Below are 17,137 nucleotides of genomic sequence, written 5' to 3'. Positions count from 1 at the left end.
CATTCAGGCGCGACCGAGGGCCGGGCTGTTCAAGTGGATCGCGGCAAAGGTTTGTGAGGGGTCTGGCGCGGCTCGCTACGCCAACCGCACTTGCGATGGGCGTATCGAAGCGGACCTGCTTCCTCCGTTCCTTCGTTCTTTTAGCACCGCGACGAGAGCGCGATGGGCTTCTTATGGAAACAGACAAAGCAAGCGCCGTGCCAGTTTGGAAATAAGGGCGCATCCGGCCGCTGGAAACAACCCACGCGCATTTCGACGGCAGAGATCGCCATCAACTGTAACGTTATTTTACAATTGTAACTTACGGCTGTAATGGTTTTCTTCTATTCGCAATCGCAATATATTTACTTAGCACCTGCAGCATACAGAAAAGTACACGCCATCTATTCAATTCTTCCGCTCTCTCTATTATTTCAGCGCGACGCTCATGCGGCTCAGCAGGAGAGAGGCTATGCCGAACGACAGGGACAACCGGAGCCGACCGCCGCCGCCATCCGATTTGTCCAATGCCGTTGCCGGCGATCTGGTCAGGCTGATGCCCCGTGACCTGGTGTTTGTCATGCGCTTCACGGGCGAGAGCCAATTGCGCCTGCAAAGCCACTTCCAGGACTTCATCCGGGCCGAACTTGCGGCCGGCGGCGTCACCGCGGAAACGCATCCGATGATCCATCTGTTCATCGAGAGCCATGCCATCCTGCTGCGCGACTTCGTATTTTCCCGCGTTTCGCTGTCGCGCCAGTTCCGCGTCGAAGAAATCGAGCGTCTCACCGGGGACACGACTGCGATGATGCGCGTCGACATCTGGGACCAGCTCAAGAGTCACATCGAGACGGCCGAAAAGCAGTTCCAGTCACAAGCCGGCACATTGCCAAAAATGCTTTCGGCTTTCGAAAAGCCGCCCGGCCCGATTGTTCGGCGCGAAACATGACGGAGGATCCGATGGACCAAGCCGCTGCGCGTGACGCGTTGCTCGTTCGCCGGCTCGATCTTGTCGCCCAGGTCTCGGCGCTCACCGCCGAGGCGCTGCGGCTCAACCAGAAGCTCGCCGGCATCGAGATGGATGCGCTGCGCCTGGAACTCGAGATCGGCAGGAGCGGCGCCACCGAGCAACTGGTGCAGGATTTGCATGACGCCGAAGAAGGCGCCGCGGCAATCAGGCAGGCATACAAGACGTGCGAGGAAGGCATCGTCGCCGCTGAAGCCGGCATCGAGGAGGTCGACCGCGGCCTGGCGAAGAACGGCAACTGACGAAGGGAATGGCCATGAACCAGCACGCATTACAGAACCTGACCCTGTTCGACGTGCTGGGGCGCAGCTGGCGTCGTCCGTCGGCGATCGCCGATCTGCGCTTCAGCGCGGACGACTCGGCCGTCGCGTTCTCAAGCGTGGATGGAACGGTCGCGATTGCTGCGGTCGCGGACCCGGAGCCGCCGGAGTCGCGTATCAGGGTAAGCGGTGATCTTGGCCAGACCACGATCCGCCCCAGGGAAAAGCCATCGCCGCCATTGATCGCCACCGGAGCCCTGGCAGACGGCGATGTCCCGCTGGCCAGATACCATCACTCTGGCTTCCTCGTCGGCACGGCGGCTGGCGAGGCAGTGCATCTGACGGCGCTAGGTGACATTGCGGAGACGCCGGTCAAGGTCGATGGACCAATCGTCGCCATGGATTACAGTCCCCGGGCGGCCATGACGGCCGTCAGCAACGGGTTGGATGTCTTCCTGTCGCACGGACAAGGCAACGCGTCACGATTGCCACGCGGAACAGCATCGCCCGCCCACACGCTCGCGTTCTCGCCGAATGGACGGCACCTCGCCTGTGGCGGCGAAACCGGACTGGGGATCTGGGCGACCGACACCGACATTGGTCCCATAGCCGAGTTTTCGCTTTCAGCGCGCCCGACAACGGTTCGCTGGAGTGGCGACGGCATCTGGCTGGCCTGCGGACTCCAAACCGGAGGCTTCGCGCTGGTCAGCGTGGCTGATGGCCGCGTAGGCGCCGTCGCTGGATTTCCGTCGCCGGTGCGGACGGTATGCTGGAGCCCGCCGGGGAATGCGCTGTTTGCTTCGGGCGCCTTCCGGATCGCCGGCTGGTCCATGACCGCCCCGCCGCTCGACGGTGAAACCTCCGGCGCTCTCGAAACGGGCCGCATAGGGCTGGTTCCGGTCGAGACGCTGGCTGCCCATCCGGACAAGAGACTCATCGCGGCCGGTTATGCCAGTGGCCGCATCACCATTGCCCAGATCGGCGCGCCGGACGAACTGCTCGTCAGACCCCTGGGCGGTGCGATCACCGCGCTTGCTTGGTCGGGCGATGGACGGCACCTGGCAGTAGGTTCCGTCGACGGCACCGCCGCGATCGTCACCTTTCCCGCGCAGATGTTCAAATAACGAAAGCAACCCCGATGAAACTGGAGGAAAAAATGCAGACCGAACCCACCACTGAGGACAAGAGCAAGGACGTATTTTTCGAAAAACTCGCCAAACTGTCGGAAGAAATGGTCGCCAGGCACGGCAAGGATTTCAGCATGGGCGCGCTGGTGCTGGCTGCCCGCTGGATTGCGGAGAACCGTGTCGGTCAATTGAAGACCAATTGACTATCAAGGCGCTCGTGACAGGTCGCGCTTCAACATCAGCTCCTCGAAATTCGCTGGCAAGATCGAAACAGCCTATTGTCTCGAAAGGTGCTGTGCCGACCACACTTCCGAAGGGCGATCGAGGGGGTTCGAGTCCACGTTTTGGGCCATATCGAAAAAGCATAAGGATATCAATATGTTACAGTGATATTTTTGGTGGGCCCGGAGGATGTGAGTCTTCCAAACAAATCCAATGGCTTACGGGATGGTTAGCCAACCCATATTCTTCGTATCATCTCGTATGGTCTGGTGAACCTGTTATAACGATGTACGCGCGGCCGATTTGGGGCCGAAAGCGTCGCTAGCTGCGATGAATCTTCTTCATGAAGAGGCTGAGCTCATTCGGGTCCATGCGCACGATATGCCTGTCTTCCGGATAGGCGCCGCTGTTGACGTCGGCGACATATTCGGAAAATGCCGCCACCCGCTCCGCCTGCAGCCGATCATATTCGGCGGCGAAGTTGCGATAGACCTTGGAATGACGGGGCATGTGGCCCCTGTTCTGGCCGAGAATGTCGTCGGCAAACAGATATTGCGCATCGCAGCCGGTGCCCGCCCCCATCGACAGCATGATCAGCGAAGTGCGCTCGGAGATGGCCTTGGCCACCTCGACCGGCACCACCTCGATCTCGGCGCCGACCGCGCCGGCCGCCTCCAATTGCTTCACCGCCTCGAACACCTGCATGGCCGTGTCGGCGGTCTTGCCGACGGCCTTGAAGCCGCCAGTCCAGGTCGCGCGCGACGGGATCAGGCCAACATGGCCGATTACCGGGATCGCGTCGTCCGCCATCCGCTTGATGGTCGCGTATCCGGCGCTGCAATAGACCGCATCGGCGCTGGCCTTGTAGAGGCGGAAGGCCCAGCGCAGGAAATCGTCCGCCGTGCCGATCTCGAAGAAATTCTCGCCCGGCATGGTGAACAGGCTGGGCGCGGCATCGCGATATTGTGGATTGAGCACCAGCTCCGGCGGCACCGAGACGATGTCGACCCCTGCCCGTTCGGCGGCCTCCGCCTCGTCCATCGTCAGCACGCGCAGCATGGTCAGCTGGCGCTTGCCTTTCATGGCGCGCAGGTCGGCGACGGTCGGTCTCTTTCGGCTCATCGTATCTGGATCCTTGTGGCTTGGGCGGGCGATCAATCGATCTCGATCATCACCTTACCGGCCTCGACCTTGACCGGATAGATCTTGAGGTTGACGCAGACCGGCGCTCCCTTGGCCTGGCCGGTCTTGTAGTTGAAGCGGCCATTGTGCTTGGGGCATTCGATGATGTCGTCCATCACCAGCCCGTCGGCCAGATGCGCCTTCTCATGCGTGCAAAACCCGTCGGTGGCGAAGAACTCGTCGTCCGGCGAGCGGTAGATCGCGAAGCTGCGGCCGCCATGGTCGAAGCGGATCACATCCTCTTCCTCGACGTCGTCCACGGCGCATGCCTCAACCCAATCGGCCATTTCCGCCTCCTGCAGTCCCGTCCGGCTATTCGGCCGCCGCCGACATATCGATCTCATGAAACTCGCCGCGATAGGGCCTGGCCGTCGGCGGCAATTCGCGCTTGAGGTAATAGTCCTCGTATTTCAGCTGCCTGAGCAGCACCGGCCAGACCTCGCGATAGGCATGCCAGATCGACGGGTTCGGCGCCGGCAAATCGTGCTTGATCAATTCATGCAGCTTCGGCAGCGCGTGATAGGGCACCATCGGGAACATGTGATGCTCGACATGGTAGTTCATGTTCCAGTAGATGAAGCGGCTGATCGGGTTCATGTAGACGGTGCGCGTGTTCAGCCGGTGATCGGTGACGTTGTCGGCGAGTCCGATATGCTGCAGCAGTCCGGTCATCACCATGTGCCACATGCCGTAAAGGCGCGGCAGGCCGATCAGCACCAGCGGCAGCCATGACCCAAGCGCGATCGCGAGAGCGATCGTCGCGATGTAGACCGCGATATGCCAGCGCGCCGCGATCACGGCCTTATGCTGCTCCGTCTCCGGAACGTAGCTTGTCTCGTCGTCCGACAGTTTGCCGAACGCCTGGCGCACCAGCGTCGGCAGCGAATAGCGGAAGTCGAGGATGCCGATGAAGGCGAGCGCCGCCTTCAGCAGGTCGGGCGGCCGCATGACGGCGATCTCGGCGTCGCGGCCGACGATGACGGTGTCGGTGTGGTGGCGGGCATGGCTCCAGCGCCACTGGACCGGGTTGCGCATCAGCATGAACGAGGCGATGTGATAGACGACGTCGTTCATCCAGCGCGTGCGGAACGCCGTGCCGTGGCCGCATTCGTGCCAGCGCGAGTCGCTCGACGAGCCATAGAGCACGCCGTAGACGAACAGGAACGGCACCACCCACCACGTGCCCCAGAACCAGATGATGCCGGCGGCAGATCCCAGGATCGCGGCGATCCAGATGATGGTGTCGCGAAGCGCCGGCCCGTCGGAGCGCTGCATCAATTCCTTCATCACCTTGCGCGGCACATCGGTATGGTACCACTCGGCCGAGGCAAGCCCGGTCTCGATCGCCAGCCTGGTGCTCTCGCCGACAAGGCTGTAGTCGCGCTTCTTTGCCATCGTCACATGGGCCTCCAATCTTCACTGAGCGCTGGAAATCCGGTCCGCCGGCCGGAGGGCTTGCTGTGGATAAATGTCGCGCTCATCCCCTGCCCGCCAGTCTTGGGAAATTGCTGGAAGGCCGAGGATAATCCTGCTCGGGCTGGCGGGCGACGGCCATGATCCTGCCTTCTGCGTCGGCAATCGCATCCTTGCCGTCGAGGACGCGAAACACGGCGTCATAGGCTCTGGCTTCGCCGTGCTCCAGCCAGATCATCTCGCCACGCTCGCGCGCGGCAAGATTGCCGAGCACATGGTGCGTCGAGGGCTCGATGCCAAGCGCATACTGCCCGGCCTGGAAATTCTGCCACTCATAGCAACAAGGCAGCTGGTCCTTGCGGGTGACGACGTCGAAGCCGAGGCCAAGCCGGTCGTTGACGACGGCGACCGGCACCTCGCCATTGGTGTCGGCGCCAAGCTCATGCTGCCAGACCTGCTCGCTGAAGCCAGGCTGCGGTGCTGGCACTGTGCGATAGCCGACCTTCTGCGCTTCGTAGCGCTCGCCTTCATGCGCGGCCCAGACCACGTCGCGGATCGGCGCCAGGTAGCGCGAGCCTTCGTCGAGCAGCGGATGCCCGAGATTGATGTGGTAGAAATACATATGCGGCGTGCGGTGGAAGCCGTGGTTGACGACGCGGTCCGAGAGCCGGATCTCGCTGCCGCCGACATCGGCCTCGATGCGGCGGATGAGATGCAGATCCTCGCCGAATACGCTGGCCTGCTGGACGATGCCTTCAGCCCACAAAATGCAGCGGTCGCCCTCCCAGCTTTCGCCATAGCCGGTAAGCCGCGCCGGAATGGTGCCGACGCGGCCATGCAGCGAATGCGTCACCGTCTTGCGTCCAGGATAATAATAGTTTTCGGCAGGCACCTCGCTGCGGCCGAGAATGTGGTCGAGGCCGCAGGTGACCAGCAGTCCGGAAAAGGACCGGCCCCAGGCAAAGCCGTCCTCGCCTTCATAGTCGTGCAGGCCGGGGTTGCGAAAACCGCTCGGCGAGTGCCAGCCGATCGCCTGGCCCTTGTACTCGCAATCGGCGATGTCGAGCGCGCGGTCGATGAGCGCGGTGAAGCGCAGGCCGGAACCGGTGCGGAATTCGAGCATGCGGATGCCGCGCTCGACGCCGTCGCCGAGCGTCATCAGCCGCACGCCGGCGAATTGCGACAGCATGCCGGAGCGTTCGGCGACCTGCCGGCGCGAAAGCGTCTGGCCATAGAGCTTCACCATGCCGTCAGTGCGCCCTTTTCATCAGGGCCAACAGATCGGCGCCGGTTATCAGGCTTTCCACGGTCAGGAGATCGGTGTCGGCGACCGTCTGCTCGGCTACGATCTCGCCGCGGCGCATGACGATGATGCGGTCGGCAACCTCGAACACATGGTGGATGTTGTGGGTGATCAGGAGCACCGAATGCCCGGCCGCGCGCATCTCTTTCACGAAGCGCAGCACGCCATGCGTTTCCTCGACGCCGAGATTATTGGTCGGCTCGTCAAGGATGATCACCTTGGCGGCGAACTGCATGGCGCGCGAGATCGCGATCGACTGCCGCTCGCCGCCGGAAAGCGTCGAGACTAGTGCATTGGCGTCGAGCTTCTTCGAGATGCCTACACGCTTGAGCAGCGCTGAAGCCGCATCGCGCAATTTGGCGAGGTCGAGCGGCGCGAAGACGCCGAGCCATTTGAGCTTGACCGGCTCGCGGCCGAGGAACAGGTTGCGCGCGATGCTGAGGTCGGGCGCAAGCGAGGTGTCCTGATGGATGGTCTCGATGCCAAGGTCCATCGCCTCGCGCGTCGAGCGGATCGAGACCTTCTCGCCGCGCACATAGATATCGCCACGATCGACCGGGAAGACGCCGGAGATCGCCTTGATCAGCGTCGATTTGCCCGCCCCGTTATCGCCGAGCAGTGCCACCACCTCGCCTTCCTTGAGCGTCAGCGAGGCGTTCTTCAGCGCGCGCACGCTGCCGAAGGATTTTTGCAGATTCTGCAGCCGGAGCACTTCCTGCATCATCGTCAGCTCCTTGCGGCGTTTTTCTGCAGCAGCGCGTGCAGGATGAGCATGGCGAGGATGATGACGCCGACGAAGATGTTGTAGGCCAGCCCCGGCACGCCGACGAGCACGATGCCGTTGCGGATCGCCCGCAGCATCAGCGCGCCAACGATGGTACCGAGGATCGTGCCGCGGCCGCCCGTCAGGGCCGTGCCGCCGACCACGACCATGGCGATCACCTCCAGCTCGTAGCCCGTGCCCGCGACCGGCGAAGCCGCCGAGATGCGGAAAGCGCTGATCATGCCGGCGAGCCCGGCGAGCACCGAGGTCAGGATGAACAGCCAGATCTTGACCGCGTCGGCCGGCACGCCGCGCGCCACCGCCGCGTTGCGGTTGGAGCCGATGGCGCTGATCCAGTTGCCGAGCTTGGCGTAGCGCAACACATAGACCGCAAGCAGCGACAGCCCAATGAACCACCAGAGCGAGGTGTAGAAGCGGAACGCGCCGATGTTGAAGCTGCCGGCCAGCAGCGTGACGAAGAAGCCCGGCTGATCCCAGGACTTCAGCGGAAAGCCCTGCGTGATGTAGAGCGCCGCACCCCGCACGATAAGCAGCATCGACAGCGTCACCAAAAAGGACGAGATGCCGATCTTAGTGACAATCACGCCGTTGATCGCGCCGATCGCGATGCACAGCAGAAGTCCGGCGAGCAGCGCGACGCCGATGTCGATACCGGCATTCTGCACCAGCAGCATCACCACCACCGGGGCGAGCGCGAAGACTGCGCCGACCGACAGGTCGAATTCGCCGGCGGTCAGAAGCAGCGTCATGCCGAGCGCGATGATGCCGAGCTCCGGCAGGAACGCCATCATGTTGGAGATGTTGAGCGGCGACAGGAAATTGCCGTCGGCGAGCGCGAACACCACCAGGAGCACGATGAGGATGACGAAGGAGGAGAATTGCGGCGAGCGCATCAGGCTCGACCTGCCTTTCGCGCGCCCAACGCTGTTTTCCGAGGTGACTGCCCCGACTTGCTGAACCATGACTTGCTGAACCATACTTGTGCATGGCGCCCGCCGTTGGAACGGCGGGCGCCGATTTCCTTACTTCTTGTCGTAGAGCTTCAGGATCGGCTCGACGCTGGAGGCGTCGTAGAGGCCGAAGGTGTGGATGTCATAACCGATCGGCTCGCCAGAGGCGGCGAGACCGAGCAACGCGACCGGCATGAAGCCTTGTGCCGAAGGATACTGCCAGGCGGCGGCATTGACGAAACCGTCCTTGACCGCCTGGGCCGTCTCCTTGGAATTGCCCCAGCCGACGACCGGGATCTTGCCGGCCGGAATGCCGGCGCCGTCGAACACCCGCTTGACGCTGGCCGCCACGGAATCGCCGAGCGCGATGATCGCCGGCGGACTGTTGGCGACCATATAGTCGGTCATCTTGGCGATGATGCCGGCCGGATCGGTGCCGCAGTCGACCACATCATATTTGATGCCGAGCGGATCGAAGACGCCGGCGATGCCTTCCGTCTCGAGCTGCTGGTAGCTGGCGCCGGGCACCTCGACCGGCAGGAAGACCTTGTCGCCCTGCTTCACCATCTTGTGGTCGACGAGATACTTCGCCCAGATGGCGCCGGCTTCCTTGAGGTCGGCGCCGACATAGGCCTGGCGGCCGGTGGCCGGATCGTCCGTGTTGAAGAACACGATTGGAATGCCGGCGGCTTTGGCAGCCTTCACTTCCTCTGTCCACAGACCTGGCTGCGCCGAGGTGGTGGCGATACCGTCCGGCTTGGCGGCGAGCGCGGAGTTGAAGGCCTCCTTCTGCGCCGCCATGTCGCCGCCGCTGAACGAGATCTTGCAGGTCACCTTGAGCTGGTCGCAGGCCTTGGTGGCGCCGGCGTTCCAGTCGATCCAGAACGCGTCGGACGGGCCGCCATGCGACAGGAGATAGAATGTCTTCTGGCCATCTGCGGCCTGCGCGGCCGAGCCGAACGCAACGCCGGCGAATACGGTCGCCGCGGCCGCCAGTTTCAATCCGAATTTCAACATCTCGTTTCCTCCACCTTGTGTTCGTGCAAGCCGCGGGCGCCGTCCGAGCGACGGCGCCGGCGCGACCCTTAGAGGCCGTTGGCGCGTAGCTTCCCGTCGAGGAATTTCTTGGCGCGCGGAACGTCGTCTTCCGACAGATGCTCGATGATTATCGGAATGTTCGGATGCTTCTGGGCGAGACGCTTGAGGTAGAGGTCGTAGTTCAGCGAACCCAGGCCCGGCGCCGGCAGCTCGATCTCGCCGACACCGCGGAAGGTGTGGCTTTCCTTCGCGTCCGCATCGCCGATATCGGCATGCTTCTCCGACTTGTCGTCGCCCGAGCGCTTCACGTCCTTGGCATGCGCGATCCTGATCTTGTCGGTCAGCGTGTCGAAGACCTGGTTCAGGATCTGGTCCATCCGGTCGATGTTGTGGGTCTCGAAATAATTGGTTGGGTCCATCAGCAGGCCGAGGCCGGGATGGTCGACCTGCGCGAACATCTTCACCGTCTCTTCGACCGAGCCGACGACGTTGTTGACATAGGTTTCGAGCAGGAAGACCGCGCCGTGGTCGTAAGCTGTCTGGGCAAGGTCGGCGATCACCTTGCGGCACTCCTCGAAGCCTTCCTCGGTCTTGTTCTTCGGGTGATGCACCCAGTCGGACTCGGTGTTGTAGGTGCCGGTCTCCGAGATCACGTAAGGCGAGCCGAAGTCACGCGCATTGCGGATGATTTCCTTGAGATAGTCTACGCGCTTCTCGCGCTCCCCCTTATCCGGATGGATGATGTTGGTATAGCCCGACACGCAGCAGATCGGCAGGTTATGGTCGCGGAAGGTGTCGCGCACCTTTTTCGCCTTGTCCTTGGTGATCTGCCCGGCCGACAGGTCAATATCCTTGAAATGCAGGTCGAGCTGCACCGTGTTGAAACCGAGGCTGCGGATCTTTTGCGCCGTCCCCTCGAGACCGTACGGGAAATAACCCGTGAAAATACCTGCCTGCATCATGATCTTGAATTCCTCCCTGTAAGCGATTCAGTTGCCAGTGATTTCAGTTGATTGGGCTGATTCAGTTGCCAGTGTTTTCAGGTGATCGGGATTTCGGAGAGCTTGACCGTCCGGCCCGCTGCCATCGAGCGGTAGCCGGCCTCGACCAGCGCCATAGTCTTGACGTTGTCGGCGACGGAGAGCGCCGGCGGCGTGCCTGTCTTCACGGCGTGCTGCAGCTGTTCCATCACGCCGATGAAGGCGTGCGGAAACCACATCGTTTCCCAGCTCGGGCTGACCCACTTTCCATCAGTCGTTTCGGTCGAGGCGAAGGTCAGCGTCGAAGCCACACCCTTCGGCCAGCCGATCATGCCCTTGGCCACGCCCTTGGTGCCGTCGACGCGCCAGGCGATGTGCTGGTCGTCGTGATAGCCTTCCTGGCGCGGACCGGACCACACGTCCTCCAGCGACACCGCAAGCACGCCGGAGGGGAAACGCAGCGTCGACACCGTGATGCCATCGGAATGCTCGAATTTCGTGCGCGGGTCCTTGCGCGTCAGCGTGGTGATCTCGTCCGGATCGCCGAACAGGAAGCGCAGCACGTCGAGATGATGCACGCTCATATTGGCAAGCGTCAGCCGGTCGTAATCGGCAAGGAAGGTCTGCCAGTGCGGGATCGCATGCATGTCGATCTGCGCAAAGATGATGTCGCCGAGCGCGCCGCTGTCGAGGATCTGCTTCAGCACCCGCATCGACTGGTCGTAGCGCATGTTCTGGTTGACCGAGAGGATCTTTCCCGATGCAGCCGCCTCGTCGCGCAGCTTGATCGCTTCTTCGACCGACAGCGCCAGCGGCTTCTGCGCCAGGATCGCCTTGATGTGCTTCTGCTTCAGCGCGTGGCGGATCAGCGCCGGCTGCCGGTCCGGCGGGAAGGCCACATCGACGATCTCGACATCGGTGTCCTCGATCAGCTGCTCCGGCGTGTCGTGCACGGTTGGGATGCCCCAGCGGGCAGCGACCTTCTCGGCATTGGCCTTGGTGCGCGAAGCGATCGTCACCACCGGAAAGCCGGCCTCCTTGTAGGCCGCCAGATGGCACTCCGCCATGATCATGCCGGCGCCGACGCAGCCGATCCGGTATTCCCTGGCGCGAACCTTAACGTCCGGCTCGAAGCCTTTGCGTACCATGTCTTCCTCCCGAAATTCTGTCCTCGCGGCTGCCGTCACAACGCGCCTCCGTCCTGACCGAAATAATGCACGCGGGCTGGCTCGCAGGATATCGCCACCATGGCATCCGGCCTGATGTCAGGCTGGCCGCGCAGCAACGCCCTCACGCGCGCCTGTCCGGCGGCAAGTGTCACCACGGTGTAGCCGCCGAGCGGCTCGACCTCGAACACCCGCGCCGGGCGGCCTTCCGCCGTCCCGCTGTCCGTCCATGGCCGGACCTTTATGTCTTCGGGCCGCAGCCCGATCTCGATCGCCTCGGCCGGTGCCTTCGCGTCGGCTATGCGGATTGTTCCTTCGGCCGCCTCGACGCCGCCCGCAGCACGCACCGAGAGCAGGATGTTCATCATCGGAGAGCCGAGCATGCGCGCCACATAGGCGCTTGCCGGACGATCGTAGATCTCGGCCGGCGCGCCGATCTGCCTGATCCGGCCGTTCTCCAGGATCGCCATACGGTCGGCGACCGACATCGCCTCTTCCTGGTCGTGCGTGACGTAGATCAGCGTCTTGCCGAGCTCGCGCTGGATGCGCTTCAGCTCGACGCGCGTCTCCTCGCGCAGCCGCGCATCGAGCGCCGAGATCGGATCGTCCATCAGATAGGCGGCCGGGTCGCGCACCAGGGCCCGCGCGATCGCCACGCGCTGCCGCTCGCCGCCGGAAAGCTGTGCCGGCGGCTTGTGCAGGATATGGCCGATATGCAGCTTGATCGCGATGTCGGCGAGGCGCTTCTCGATCTCGGCTTCCGCGACCTTCCGCTCGACCAGCGGGAAGCGGATATTGTCGCGCGCGCTCATATGCGGGAACAGCGCCAGGTTCTGGAACACCATGGCGACGTTGCGCTCGGCCGGCGAGACGCTGTTGACCGGCTTGCCGCCGATCAGAATCTCGCCCTGATCCGGCATTTCCAAGCCGAGCACAAGGCGCAGGATCGTCGACTTGCCCGACAGCGGCGGACCGAAGAAGCAGAAGAACTCGTTGTCGTTGACGGTGAAGGAAGCGTCGTCGACGGCAAGCGTGGCGCCGTAGCGCTTCGTGACATTGCGAAAAACGATATCGGCCATGACTCAGCCCGCCCTCACTGCAAGGCCGGTCGCGGCGTCGAAGACGCGTACCGAGGAGGCCGGCGGCGCGACGATCGCCGTCTGCCCGACCGACAGCCCGACATCATTCTCGAACACCGCCTTCACCGCGCTCTCGCCTTCGCCGAGATGGACGATGGTGCGCGCGCCGATCCGCTCGACGAAGCTCGCCGGCATCGACAGCCCGCGCTCGGCAAGCGTCACCTGCTCCGGCCGGAAGCCGTAGAGCACGTCGCCGGGTACTGCGCGCACAGCCGAAGCGAGTTCATCCGGTAAAGGCGGCGTGACGCCGAGTGGCCCTAGATCGATCACCAGCCCGCGATCGCTTGTCGCCGGCCTGCCCTTGAGCAGGTTCATGCCCGGGGCTCCGATGAAGCGCGCAACGAAGACATTGGCCGGATTGTTATAGACTTCGAGTGGCGTGCCGACCTGCTGCAGCACGCCATGGTCCATCACCGCGATGCGGTCGGCCATGGTCATGGCTTCGAGCTGGTCATGCGTGACATAGACCATCGTCTGCCTGAATTGGCGCTGCAGCTGCTTGAGCTCGGTGCGCATCACCGCCCGAAACGCCGCGTCGACATTGGAGAGCGGCTCGTCGAGCAGGAAAATCGCCGGCTCCATGATCGCCGAGCGGCCGATCGCCACGCGCTGCAGGATGTTGACCGAAAGCCGGTCCGCCTTGCGGTCGAGCAATGGCGAAAGCTGCAGCATCTCGGCGATGGCGCCGACGCGGCGGTCGATCTCGGCCTTGGCGGCGCCGCGCATCTTCGGCCCATAGGCCAGGTTCTGGCGCACCGTCATATGGGTGAAGATGGCGTAGTTCTGGAACACGAAGCCGACGCCGCGCCCCCCCATCGGCACGCCGGCCATGTCACGCTCGCCGAACAGGATCTTGCCGCTGGTCGGTTCCTCCATGCCGGCGATCATGTTCATCGTCGTCGACTTGCCGCAGCCCGAAGGCCCGAGCAGCGCCATGAACTCGCCATCGGCGATTTCGAGATCCATCGTCTTCAGCGCGGTGAAGTCGCCGAATTTTTTGACCAGGTTCTGGAGCTGGATCGCGCTCATGCCGGCACCTCCCGTGCCTTGGTCATGCGCTTCATGGCGTAGACCGCGACGATCGAAAGCACGATCAGGATGGCTAAAGCGATGGCCGCCACATAACCCCAGATCAGGTCTTGCGTGGTGACCTTGTAGATGTAGACGGAGATCGTCTCGGTGGCGACGCCGGGGCCGCCGCCGGTCATGATGTAGAGCGTGTCGAAGATCTTGAAGTTCTCGATCACCCGGATCGCCAGCGCGATGATGATGATCGTCTTCATCTTCGGCAGCACGATGGTGATGAAGCGCTGCCAGGCATTGGCGCCGAGCAGCGTCGCCGCCTTCATCTGGTCCTCCGGCACGCCGACCAGGCCGGCGAGCAGGATAAGGAACATCAGCGGCGTCCACTGCCAGATGTCTGCGATCATGACCGCGATCAAAGCCAGGTTCGGATCGGACAGCCAAGCGATCGTGACCGGCGTGCCGACGATCCGCGAAAGGATGTCGTTCACCGGGCCGCCCGACTGGAATAGCATGAAGAACATGTAGCCGGCGACCGCAGGCACGACCATCATCGGCATCAAAAGGATCGAATAGAAGATGCGCTTGCCCGGAAAGTCGTCGGCAAACAGCGTCGCCAGCGCGAGACCCAGCAGGAACTCGGCTGGCACACAGACGAGCATGACGATCGCCGTGCGCTGCAAGGCGCTCCAGAAGCGGGCATCGGCCGCAAGGTCGGTGTAGTTGGCGAAGCTGTTCCACATCTCCCAGGCGTTCCACCAGCCGATGCCGGAGAGCGGCGACCAGTCGGTGACGCTGATGTAGAGCTGCATCAAAAGCGGAAAGGCCGAGATGAACAGCACCAGGATCTGCGCTGGCAACGTCAGGCGGAAACCCAGCCGCGCGCCCTCGTCAGGCGTGGCGGGCTTTGTCCGCGCGCCCATCTTGTCCTCCGAAATCGTCGCCGTCACCGCGCTCATTGCTTGAGCGCTCCGAAGGTCAGCCCGCGCACCAAGTGGCGTTGGATGGCGATGCCGATGATGACGGGAGGCACCGCCGCGATCAGGCCGAGCGCGGCCTTGGCGCCGTAGAGCTGCCCGGTCATTGAGGACGACAATGACGCCATGTAGACAGGGATCGTCACCCATTCGCGCGTGGTGAGCAGCAGCGCGATGAGATAATCCGACCAGTTGAGGATGAAGACGAAGAGCGCGGCACTCGCCAGCGGCGCTCGCATCATCGGCAGCGTGATGCGGGTGAAGACGCGCAGCCGCGAGCAGCCCTCGACCAGTGCGGCCTCCTCGATCTCGCGCGGCATGTCGTCGAAGAAGGTCTTCATCAGCCAGAAGGCGAAGGGCAGCGTGACGATGCCATAGATCAGCGCCAACCCCAACCACGTGTCGTTGAGGTTGAGGAAAGCCCACATGATCATCACCGGGATCATCACTGCCATCGGCGGAAACAGCCTGAGCTGGATCAGCGCCAGTGGAAGGTTCTGGCCGGAGCCGAAGCGCGAAAGGCCGTAGGCGGCGGCGGTGCCCGCCGACATGGCGATCGCGGTCCCGAACACCGCCGAGAGCAGCGACGACAGGATCGGCTTCAGCGCCGTATGGTCGAGCGCGACGATCAGGTCGTTGTCGGATTCGCCGAAGACGAAGCGGAAATTGCTGAGCGTCGGCTGCTTCGGCCACCAGGTGAGGTCGGCGCCGGTCGCCGACCACTCGCCGATCGGCTTGAAGGCCATCGACACCATCCACAGGATAGGCACCAGCGTCACCGCCATCGCTGCGAGGATCGCGGCGTAGCGGAATATCTCGAAGGGAACGGAACGCTTCATCTGGCTGCTTTGCTGGCGGCGTTAAGGAAGGAGGGGAAGAGCTGACGCCCCTCCCCTCCGGCTCTGATCCAGGGAGGTGGATCAGCTGATCGGATCGAGAACCGTGGGCCAGGCCTCCTTGTTGGTCTTGATGGCTTCGAGGAGCTTGTCCTCGCCGATGCGGCGCGCGATCTTCTTCCACTCCCGCTCGGTGTCGGCCATCGCCTGCTCCGGCGTCTTGGCCTTGGTCAGCGAGGCCACAAGATTCTCGTCGAGCGCGTTGTGGAAAGCCGTGGCGCCTGGATAGTTGATGGTCGGCACCGTGCGCGCCACCGTCTCGCGCACTACGTCCATGTGGTAAGCGTGATAGGTCTGGCGTACGAGCGGATCGGAGAAGTCCGAGAGCCGGAACGGATCGAGATAGCCGCCGGGATTGGCGCTCATCCACGCATAGATGCGGGCAGAACCCAGCCACTGCAGCAGAAGGTAGGCGGCCTCCGGATTCTTCGACTGCGACGAGACCATGCCGGTTAGCGAGAACCACAGCACCGAGCGGCTGATCAGCTTGCCGTCGATCTCGCGTCCCGGCGGCAGCATCGAGCCGATCTTGCCGGTGACGGCCGAATCCTTGTTGCCGGCATTGTCGAGGAATTTCGGCAGGTTGGAGAAGGCGCAGGTCATCGCAGCACCCCCCTTGGCGAAGTTGCCATACTGCTCCGGCCAGCCCCACGAGATCGCGTCGGGTGAATGATGCGCCAGCGACTCCACATATTCCTTGCTGGCGGCGATGCCTTGCTCGGAATTGATCAGCGGCTTGCCGTCGTCGCCGAACAGGAACTGGTTGGGCGAGGCCGTCGAGACGTAGCGCTGGTACCAATTGGTGTACCCCCAGCCCTGGTTGCGCAGGTCGGTCGAGCCGAACAGGCCCTTGTCCGGCCGCTGGAAGAAGGCCGCGACGTCGCTGTGCTGCTTCCAGGTCTTGGGCGGGGCAAGGTCGTAGCCATACTTGTCCTTGAACGCCTTCTGTTCGGCGGCATCGCCGAACAAGTCGGTGCGATAGACCCAGGTCTGGAAGTCCCCGTCGAGCGACACGCCATAGGTCGAGCCGCGATACTGGTTGAGCAGCGACACGCCCTTGGCCCCGTTGACGTAACCCTGCTTCGGGTCGTCCCATTCCGGCTTGTGCTTGGCGACGAAGTCGTCGAGCTTGGCGATACCGCCGGTCTCGGCGAGATCGCCAAGGCGGTTCCATTCGGTCGAGTAGATGTCGTAGGCCCCACCCTTGGTGGAGATGTCCTGCATCGTCTTGGTGAATTCCTGGCCGTTCGGCAGGCCGACGATCTCGATCTGGATGCCGGTTTCCTTTTCCCACAGGTCCTTGATCGACGGCGCGCCGGCCGGGAAAGGCTTGGTCAGCTGGCCGATCGAGCCGTCCGACAGGCCGAGCACGATCTTTGCCGGCGCCTTGCCGGCCGCCTTCAGCGCCTTGGCCGCCTCGACGGCGCGTCCTTCCGGCGTGTCGGGACCGTACTGATAGCGCTCGGCGCCGTCGAAGCCGGTCGGCCCGCCGATCATGCCGGGCGCCAGCGCGTCAGCGGCGAAGGCGCGGCCGGGGCGAATGAACTGTGGTGCAATACCAGTCGCGGCGACGAACACAGCCGCCTTTCCTCCGGACGCCAACAGGCGGCGCCGCGACATGCGGATCAATTGAGACATCGAATTCCTCCCTCGGGGCCTGTTCCTCCATGG

The 17,137-nt window shown here is 63.2% G+C and carries 18 protein-coding genes; 4 read left to right on the top strand and 14 right to left on the bottom strand.

Features of this window, described 5'->3' with window-relative positions:
- Window positions 1-451 precede the first annotated feature (451 nt).
- From FJ974_RS11205 to FJ974_RS11190, 4 genes are read left to right on the top strand one after another with little or no spacing between them, the layout of a single operon-like run.
- Window positions 452-928, top strand: a complete 477-nt coding sequence (locus FJ974_RS11205; RefSeq protein ID WP_181177214.1) for a hypothetical protein — start codon at window positions 452-454, stop codon at window positions 926-928.
- An 11-nt stretch (window positions 929-939) separates the two neighbouring features.
- The gene (locus tag FJ974_RS11200) at window positions 940-1,248 is read left to right on the top strand and encodes a hypothetical protein (protein ID WP_140535634.1); all 309 of its coding nucleotides are present in this window, start codon (window positions 940-942) and stop codon (window positions 1,246-1,248) included.
- A 14-nt stretch (window positions 1,249-1,262) separates the two neighbouring features.
- On the top strand, window positions 1,263-2,390 hold the full coding sequence (locus FJ974_RS11195; RefSeq protein WP_181177213.1) for a WD40 repeat domain-containing protein: 1,128 nt from the start codon (window positions 1,263-1,265) through the stop codon (window positions 2,388-2,390).
- 32 nt (window positions 2,391-2,422) lie between these two features.
- Entirely contained in the window at window positions 2,423-2,596 is a 174-nt protein-coding gene (locus tag FJ974_RS11190; RefSeq protein ID WP_181177212.1) for a hypothetical protein, read from the top strand.
- A 340-nt stretch (window positions 2,597-2,936) separates the two neighbouring features.
- Here the strand turns inward: FJ974_RS11190 and FJ974_RS11185 are convergent, their stop codons facing one another.
- The 14 genes from FJ974_RS11185 to FJ974_RS11120 form a co-directional block, all read right to left on the bottom strand.
- Window positions 2,937-3,737 carry a 3-methyl-2-oxobutanoate hydroxymethyltransferase gene (locus tag FJ974_RS11185; RefSeq protein WP_140535628.1) on the bottom strand — a complete coding sequence of 267 codons (801 nt, stop codon included), beginning with the start codon at window positions 3,735-3,737 and terminating at the stop codon, window positions 2,937-2,939.
- 32 nt (window positions 3,738-3,769) lie between these two features.
- The gene (locus tag FJ974_RS11180) at window positions 3,770-4,084 is read right to left on the bottom strand and encodes a MocE family 2Fe-2S type ferredoxin (protein WP_140535626.1); all 315 of its coding nucleotides are present in this window, start codon (window positions 4,082-4,084) and stop codon (window positions 3,770-3,772) included.
- A gap of 25 nt (window positions 4,085-4,109) precedes the next feature.
- On the bottom strand, window positions 4,110-5,192 hold the full coding sequence (locus tag FJ974_RS11175; protein ID WP_140535882.1) for a fatty acid desaturase family protein: 1,083 nt from the start codon (window positions 5,190-5,192) through the stop codon (window positions 4,110-4,112).
- A gap of 82 nt (window positions 5,193-5,274) precedes the next feature.
- Window positions 5,275-6,456 carry an aldose 1-epimerase family protein gene (locus tag FJ974_RS11170; RefSeq protein ID WP_140535623.1) on the bottom strand — a complete coding sequence of 394 codons (1,182 nt, stop codon included), beginning with the start codon at window positions 6,454-6,456 and terminating at the stop codon, window positions 5,275-5,277.
- A gap of 4 nt (window positions 6,457-6,460) precedes the next feature.
- Window positions 6,461-7,237, bottom strand: a complete 777-nt coding sequence (locus FJ974_RS11165) for an ATP-binding cassette domain-containing protein (protein WP_140535621.1) — start codon at window positions 7,235-7,237, stop codon at window positions 6,461-6,463.
- Between the two features lie 2 nt (window positions 7,238-7,239).
- Window positions 7,240-8,190, bottom strand: coding sequence for an ABC transporter permease (locus tag FJ974_RS11160; RefSeq protein WP_140535879.1), 951 nt, complete (start codon window positions 8,188-8,190; stop codon window positions 7,240-7,242).
- Window positions 8,191-8,319: 129 nt separating this feature from the next.
- Window positions 8,320-9,264 (bottom strand): substrate-binding domain-containing protein, encoded by a 945-nt coding sequence (locus FJ974_RS11155; RefSeq protein ID WP_140535618.1) that lies wholly within the window; start codon window positions 9,262-9,264, stop codon window positions 8,320-8,322.
- 68 nt (window positions 9,265-9,332) lie between these two features.
- On the bottom strand, window positions 9,333-10,247 hold the full coding sequence (locus tag FJ974_RS11150; protein ID WP_140535615.1) for a sugar phosphate isomerase/epimerase family protein: 915 nt from the start codon (window positions 10,245-10,247) through the stop codon (window positions 9,333-9,335).
- Between the two features lie 77 nt (window positions 10,248-10,324).
- Window positions 10,325-11,413 carry a Gfo/Idh/MocA family protein gene (locus FJ974_RS11145; RefSeq protein WP_140535613.1) on the bottom strand — a complete coding sequence of 363 codons (1,089 nt, stop codon included), beginning with the start codon at window positions 11,411-11,413 and terminating at the stop codon, window positions 10,325-10,327.
- A gap of 35 nt (window positions 11,414-11,448) precedes the next feature.
- Entirely contained in the window at window positions 11,449-12,510 is a 1,062-nt protein-coding gene (locus FJ974_RS11140) for an ABC transporter ATP-binding protein (RefSeq protein WP_140535610.1), read from the bottom strand.
- 3 nt (window positions 12,511-12,513) lie between these two features.
- Window positions 12,514-13,599, bottom strand: a complete 1,086-nt coding sequence (locus tag FJ974_RS11135; protein WP_140535607.1) for an ABC transporter ATP-binding protein — start codon at window positions 13,597-13,599, stop codon at window positions 12,514-12,516.
- Window positions 13,596-14,552, bottom strand: a complete 957-nt coding sequence (locus FJ974_RS11130) for a carbohydrate ABC transporter permease (protein ID WP_140535604.1) — start codon at window positions 14,550-14,552, stop codon at window positions 13,596-13,598. Before FJ974_RS11130 ends, FJ974_RS11135 begins: the two co-directional genes overlap by 4 nt.
- A complete protein-coding gene (locus FJ974_RS11125; RefSeq protein WP_140535601.1) occupies window positions 14,549-15,409 on the bottom strand; it encodes a carbohydrate ABC transporter permease in 861 nt (286 codons plus the stop codon). The genes FJ974_RS11130 and FJ974_RS11125 overlap by 4 nt, the downstream gene beginning before the upstream one ends.
- A gap of 81 nt (window positions 15,410-15,490) precedes the next feature.
- Entirely contained in the window at window positions 15,491-17,104 is a 1,614-nt protein-coding gene (locus FJ974_RS11120) for an extracellular solute-binding protein (RefSeq protein WP_140535598.1), read from the bottom strand.
- Window positions 17,105-17,137 lie beyond the last annotated feature (33 nt).

Source organism: Mesorhizobium sp. B1-1-8, from assembly GCF_006442795.2.
Lineage (GTDB): Bacteria > Pseudomonadota > Alphaproteobacteria > Rhizobiales > Rhizobiaceae > Mesorhizobium.
The sequence above is the reverse complement of the archived record's forward strand: the minus strand, read 5'-3'. Positions and strand labels throughout refer to the sequence as shown.

Coding starts and splice junctions, on each gene's coding strand:
- FJ974_RS11130 (WP_140535604.1), bottom strand. CDS start 14,552: ATGAGCGCGGTGACGGCGACGATTTCGGAGGACAAGATGGGCGCGCGG.
- FJ974_RS11185 (WP_140535628.1), bottom strand. CDS start 3,737: ATGAGCCGAAAGAGACCGACCGTCGCCGACCTGCGCGCCATGAAAGGC.
- FJ974_RS11180 (WP_140535626.1), bottom strand. CDS start 4,084: ATGGCCGATTGGGTTGAGGCATGCGCCGTGGACGACGTCGAGGAAGAG.
- FJ974_RS11195 (WP_181177213.1), top strand. CDS start 1,263: ATGAACCAGCACGCATTACAGAACCTGACCCTGTTCGACGTGCTGGGG.
- FJ974_RS11120 (WP_140535598.1), bottom strand. CDS start 17,104: ATGTCTCAATTGATCCGCATGTCGCGGCGCCGCCTGTTGGCGTCCGGA.
- FJ974_RS11155 (WP_140535618.1), bottom strand. CDS start 9,264: ATGTTGAAATTCGGATTGAAACTGGCGGCCGCGGCGACCGTATTCGCC.
- FJ974_RS11165 (WP_140535621.1), bottom strand. CDS start 7,237: ATGATGCAGGAAGTGCTCCGGCTGCAGAATCTGCAAAAATCCTTCGGC.
- FJ974_RS11200 (WP_140535634.1), top strand. CDS start 940: ATGGACCAAGCCGCTGCGCGTGACGCGTTGCTCGTTCGCCGGCTCGAT.
- FJ974_RS11205 (WP_181177214.1), top strand. CDS start 452: ATGCCGAACGACAGGGACAACCGGAGCCGACCGCCGCCGCCATCCGAT.
- FJ974_RS11160 (WP_140535879.1), bottom strand. CDS start 8,190: ATGCGCTCGCCGCAATTCTCCTCCTTCGTCATCCTCATCGTGCTCCTG.
- FJ974_RS11190 (WP_181177212.1), top strand. CDS start 2,423: ATGCAGACCGAACCCACCACTGAGGACAAGAGCAAGGACGTATTTTTC.
- FJ974_RS11175 (WP_140535882.1), bottom strand. CDS start 5,192: ATGGCAAAGAAGCGCGACTACAGCCTTGTCGGCGAGAGCACCAGGCTG.
- FJ974_RS11125 (WP_140535601.1), bottom strand. CDS start 15,409: ATGAAGCGTTCCGTTCCCTTCGAGATATTCCGCTACGCCGCGATCCTC.
- FJ974_RS11140 (WP_140535610.1), bottom strand. CDS start 12,510: ATGGCCGATATCGTTTTTCGCAATGTCACGAAGCGCTACGGCGCCACG.
- FJ974_RS11170 (WP_140535623.1), bottom strand. CDS start 6,456: ATGGTGAAGCTCTATGGCCAGACGCTTTCGCGCCGGCAGGTCGCCGAA.
- FJ974_RS11150 (WP_140535615.1), bottom strand. CDS start 10,247: ATGATGCAGGCAGGTATTTTCACGGGTTATTTCCCGTACGGTCTCGAG.
- FJ974_RS11135 (WP_140535607.1), bottom strand. CDS start 13,599: ATGAGCGCGATCCAGCTCCAGAACCTGGTCAAAAAATTCGGCGACTTC.
- FJ974_RS11145 (WP_140535613.1), bottom strand. CDS start 11,413: ATGGTACGCAAAGGCTTCGAGCCGGACGTTAAGGTTCGCGCCAGGGAA.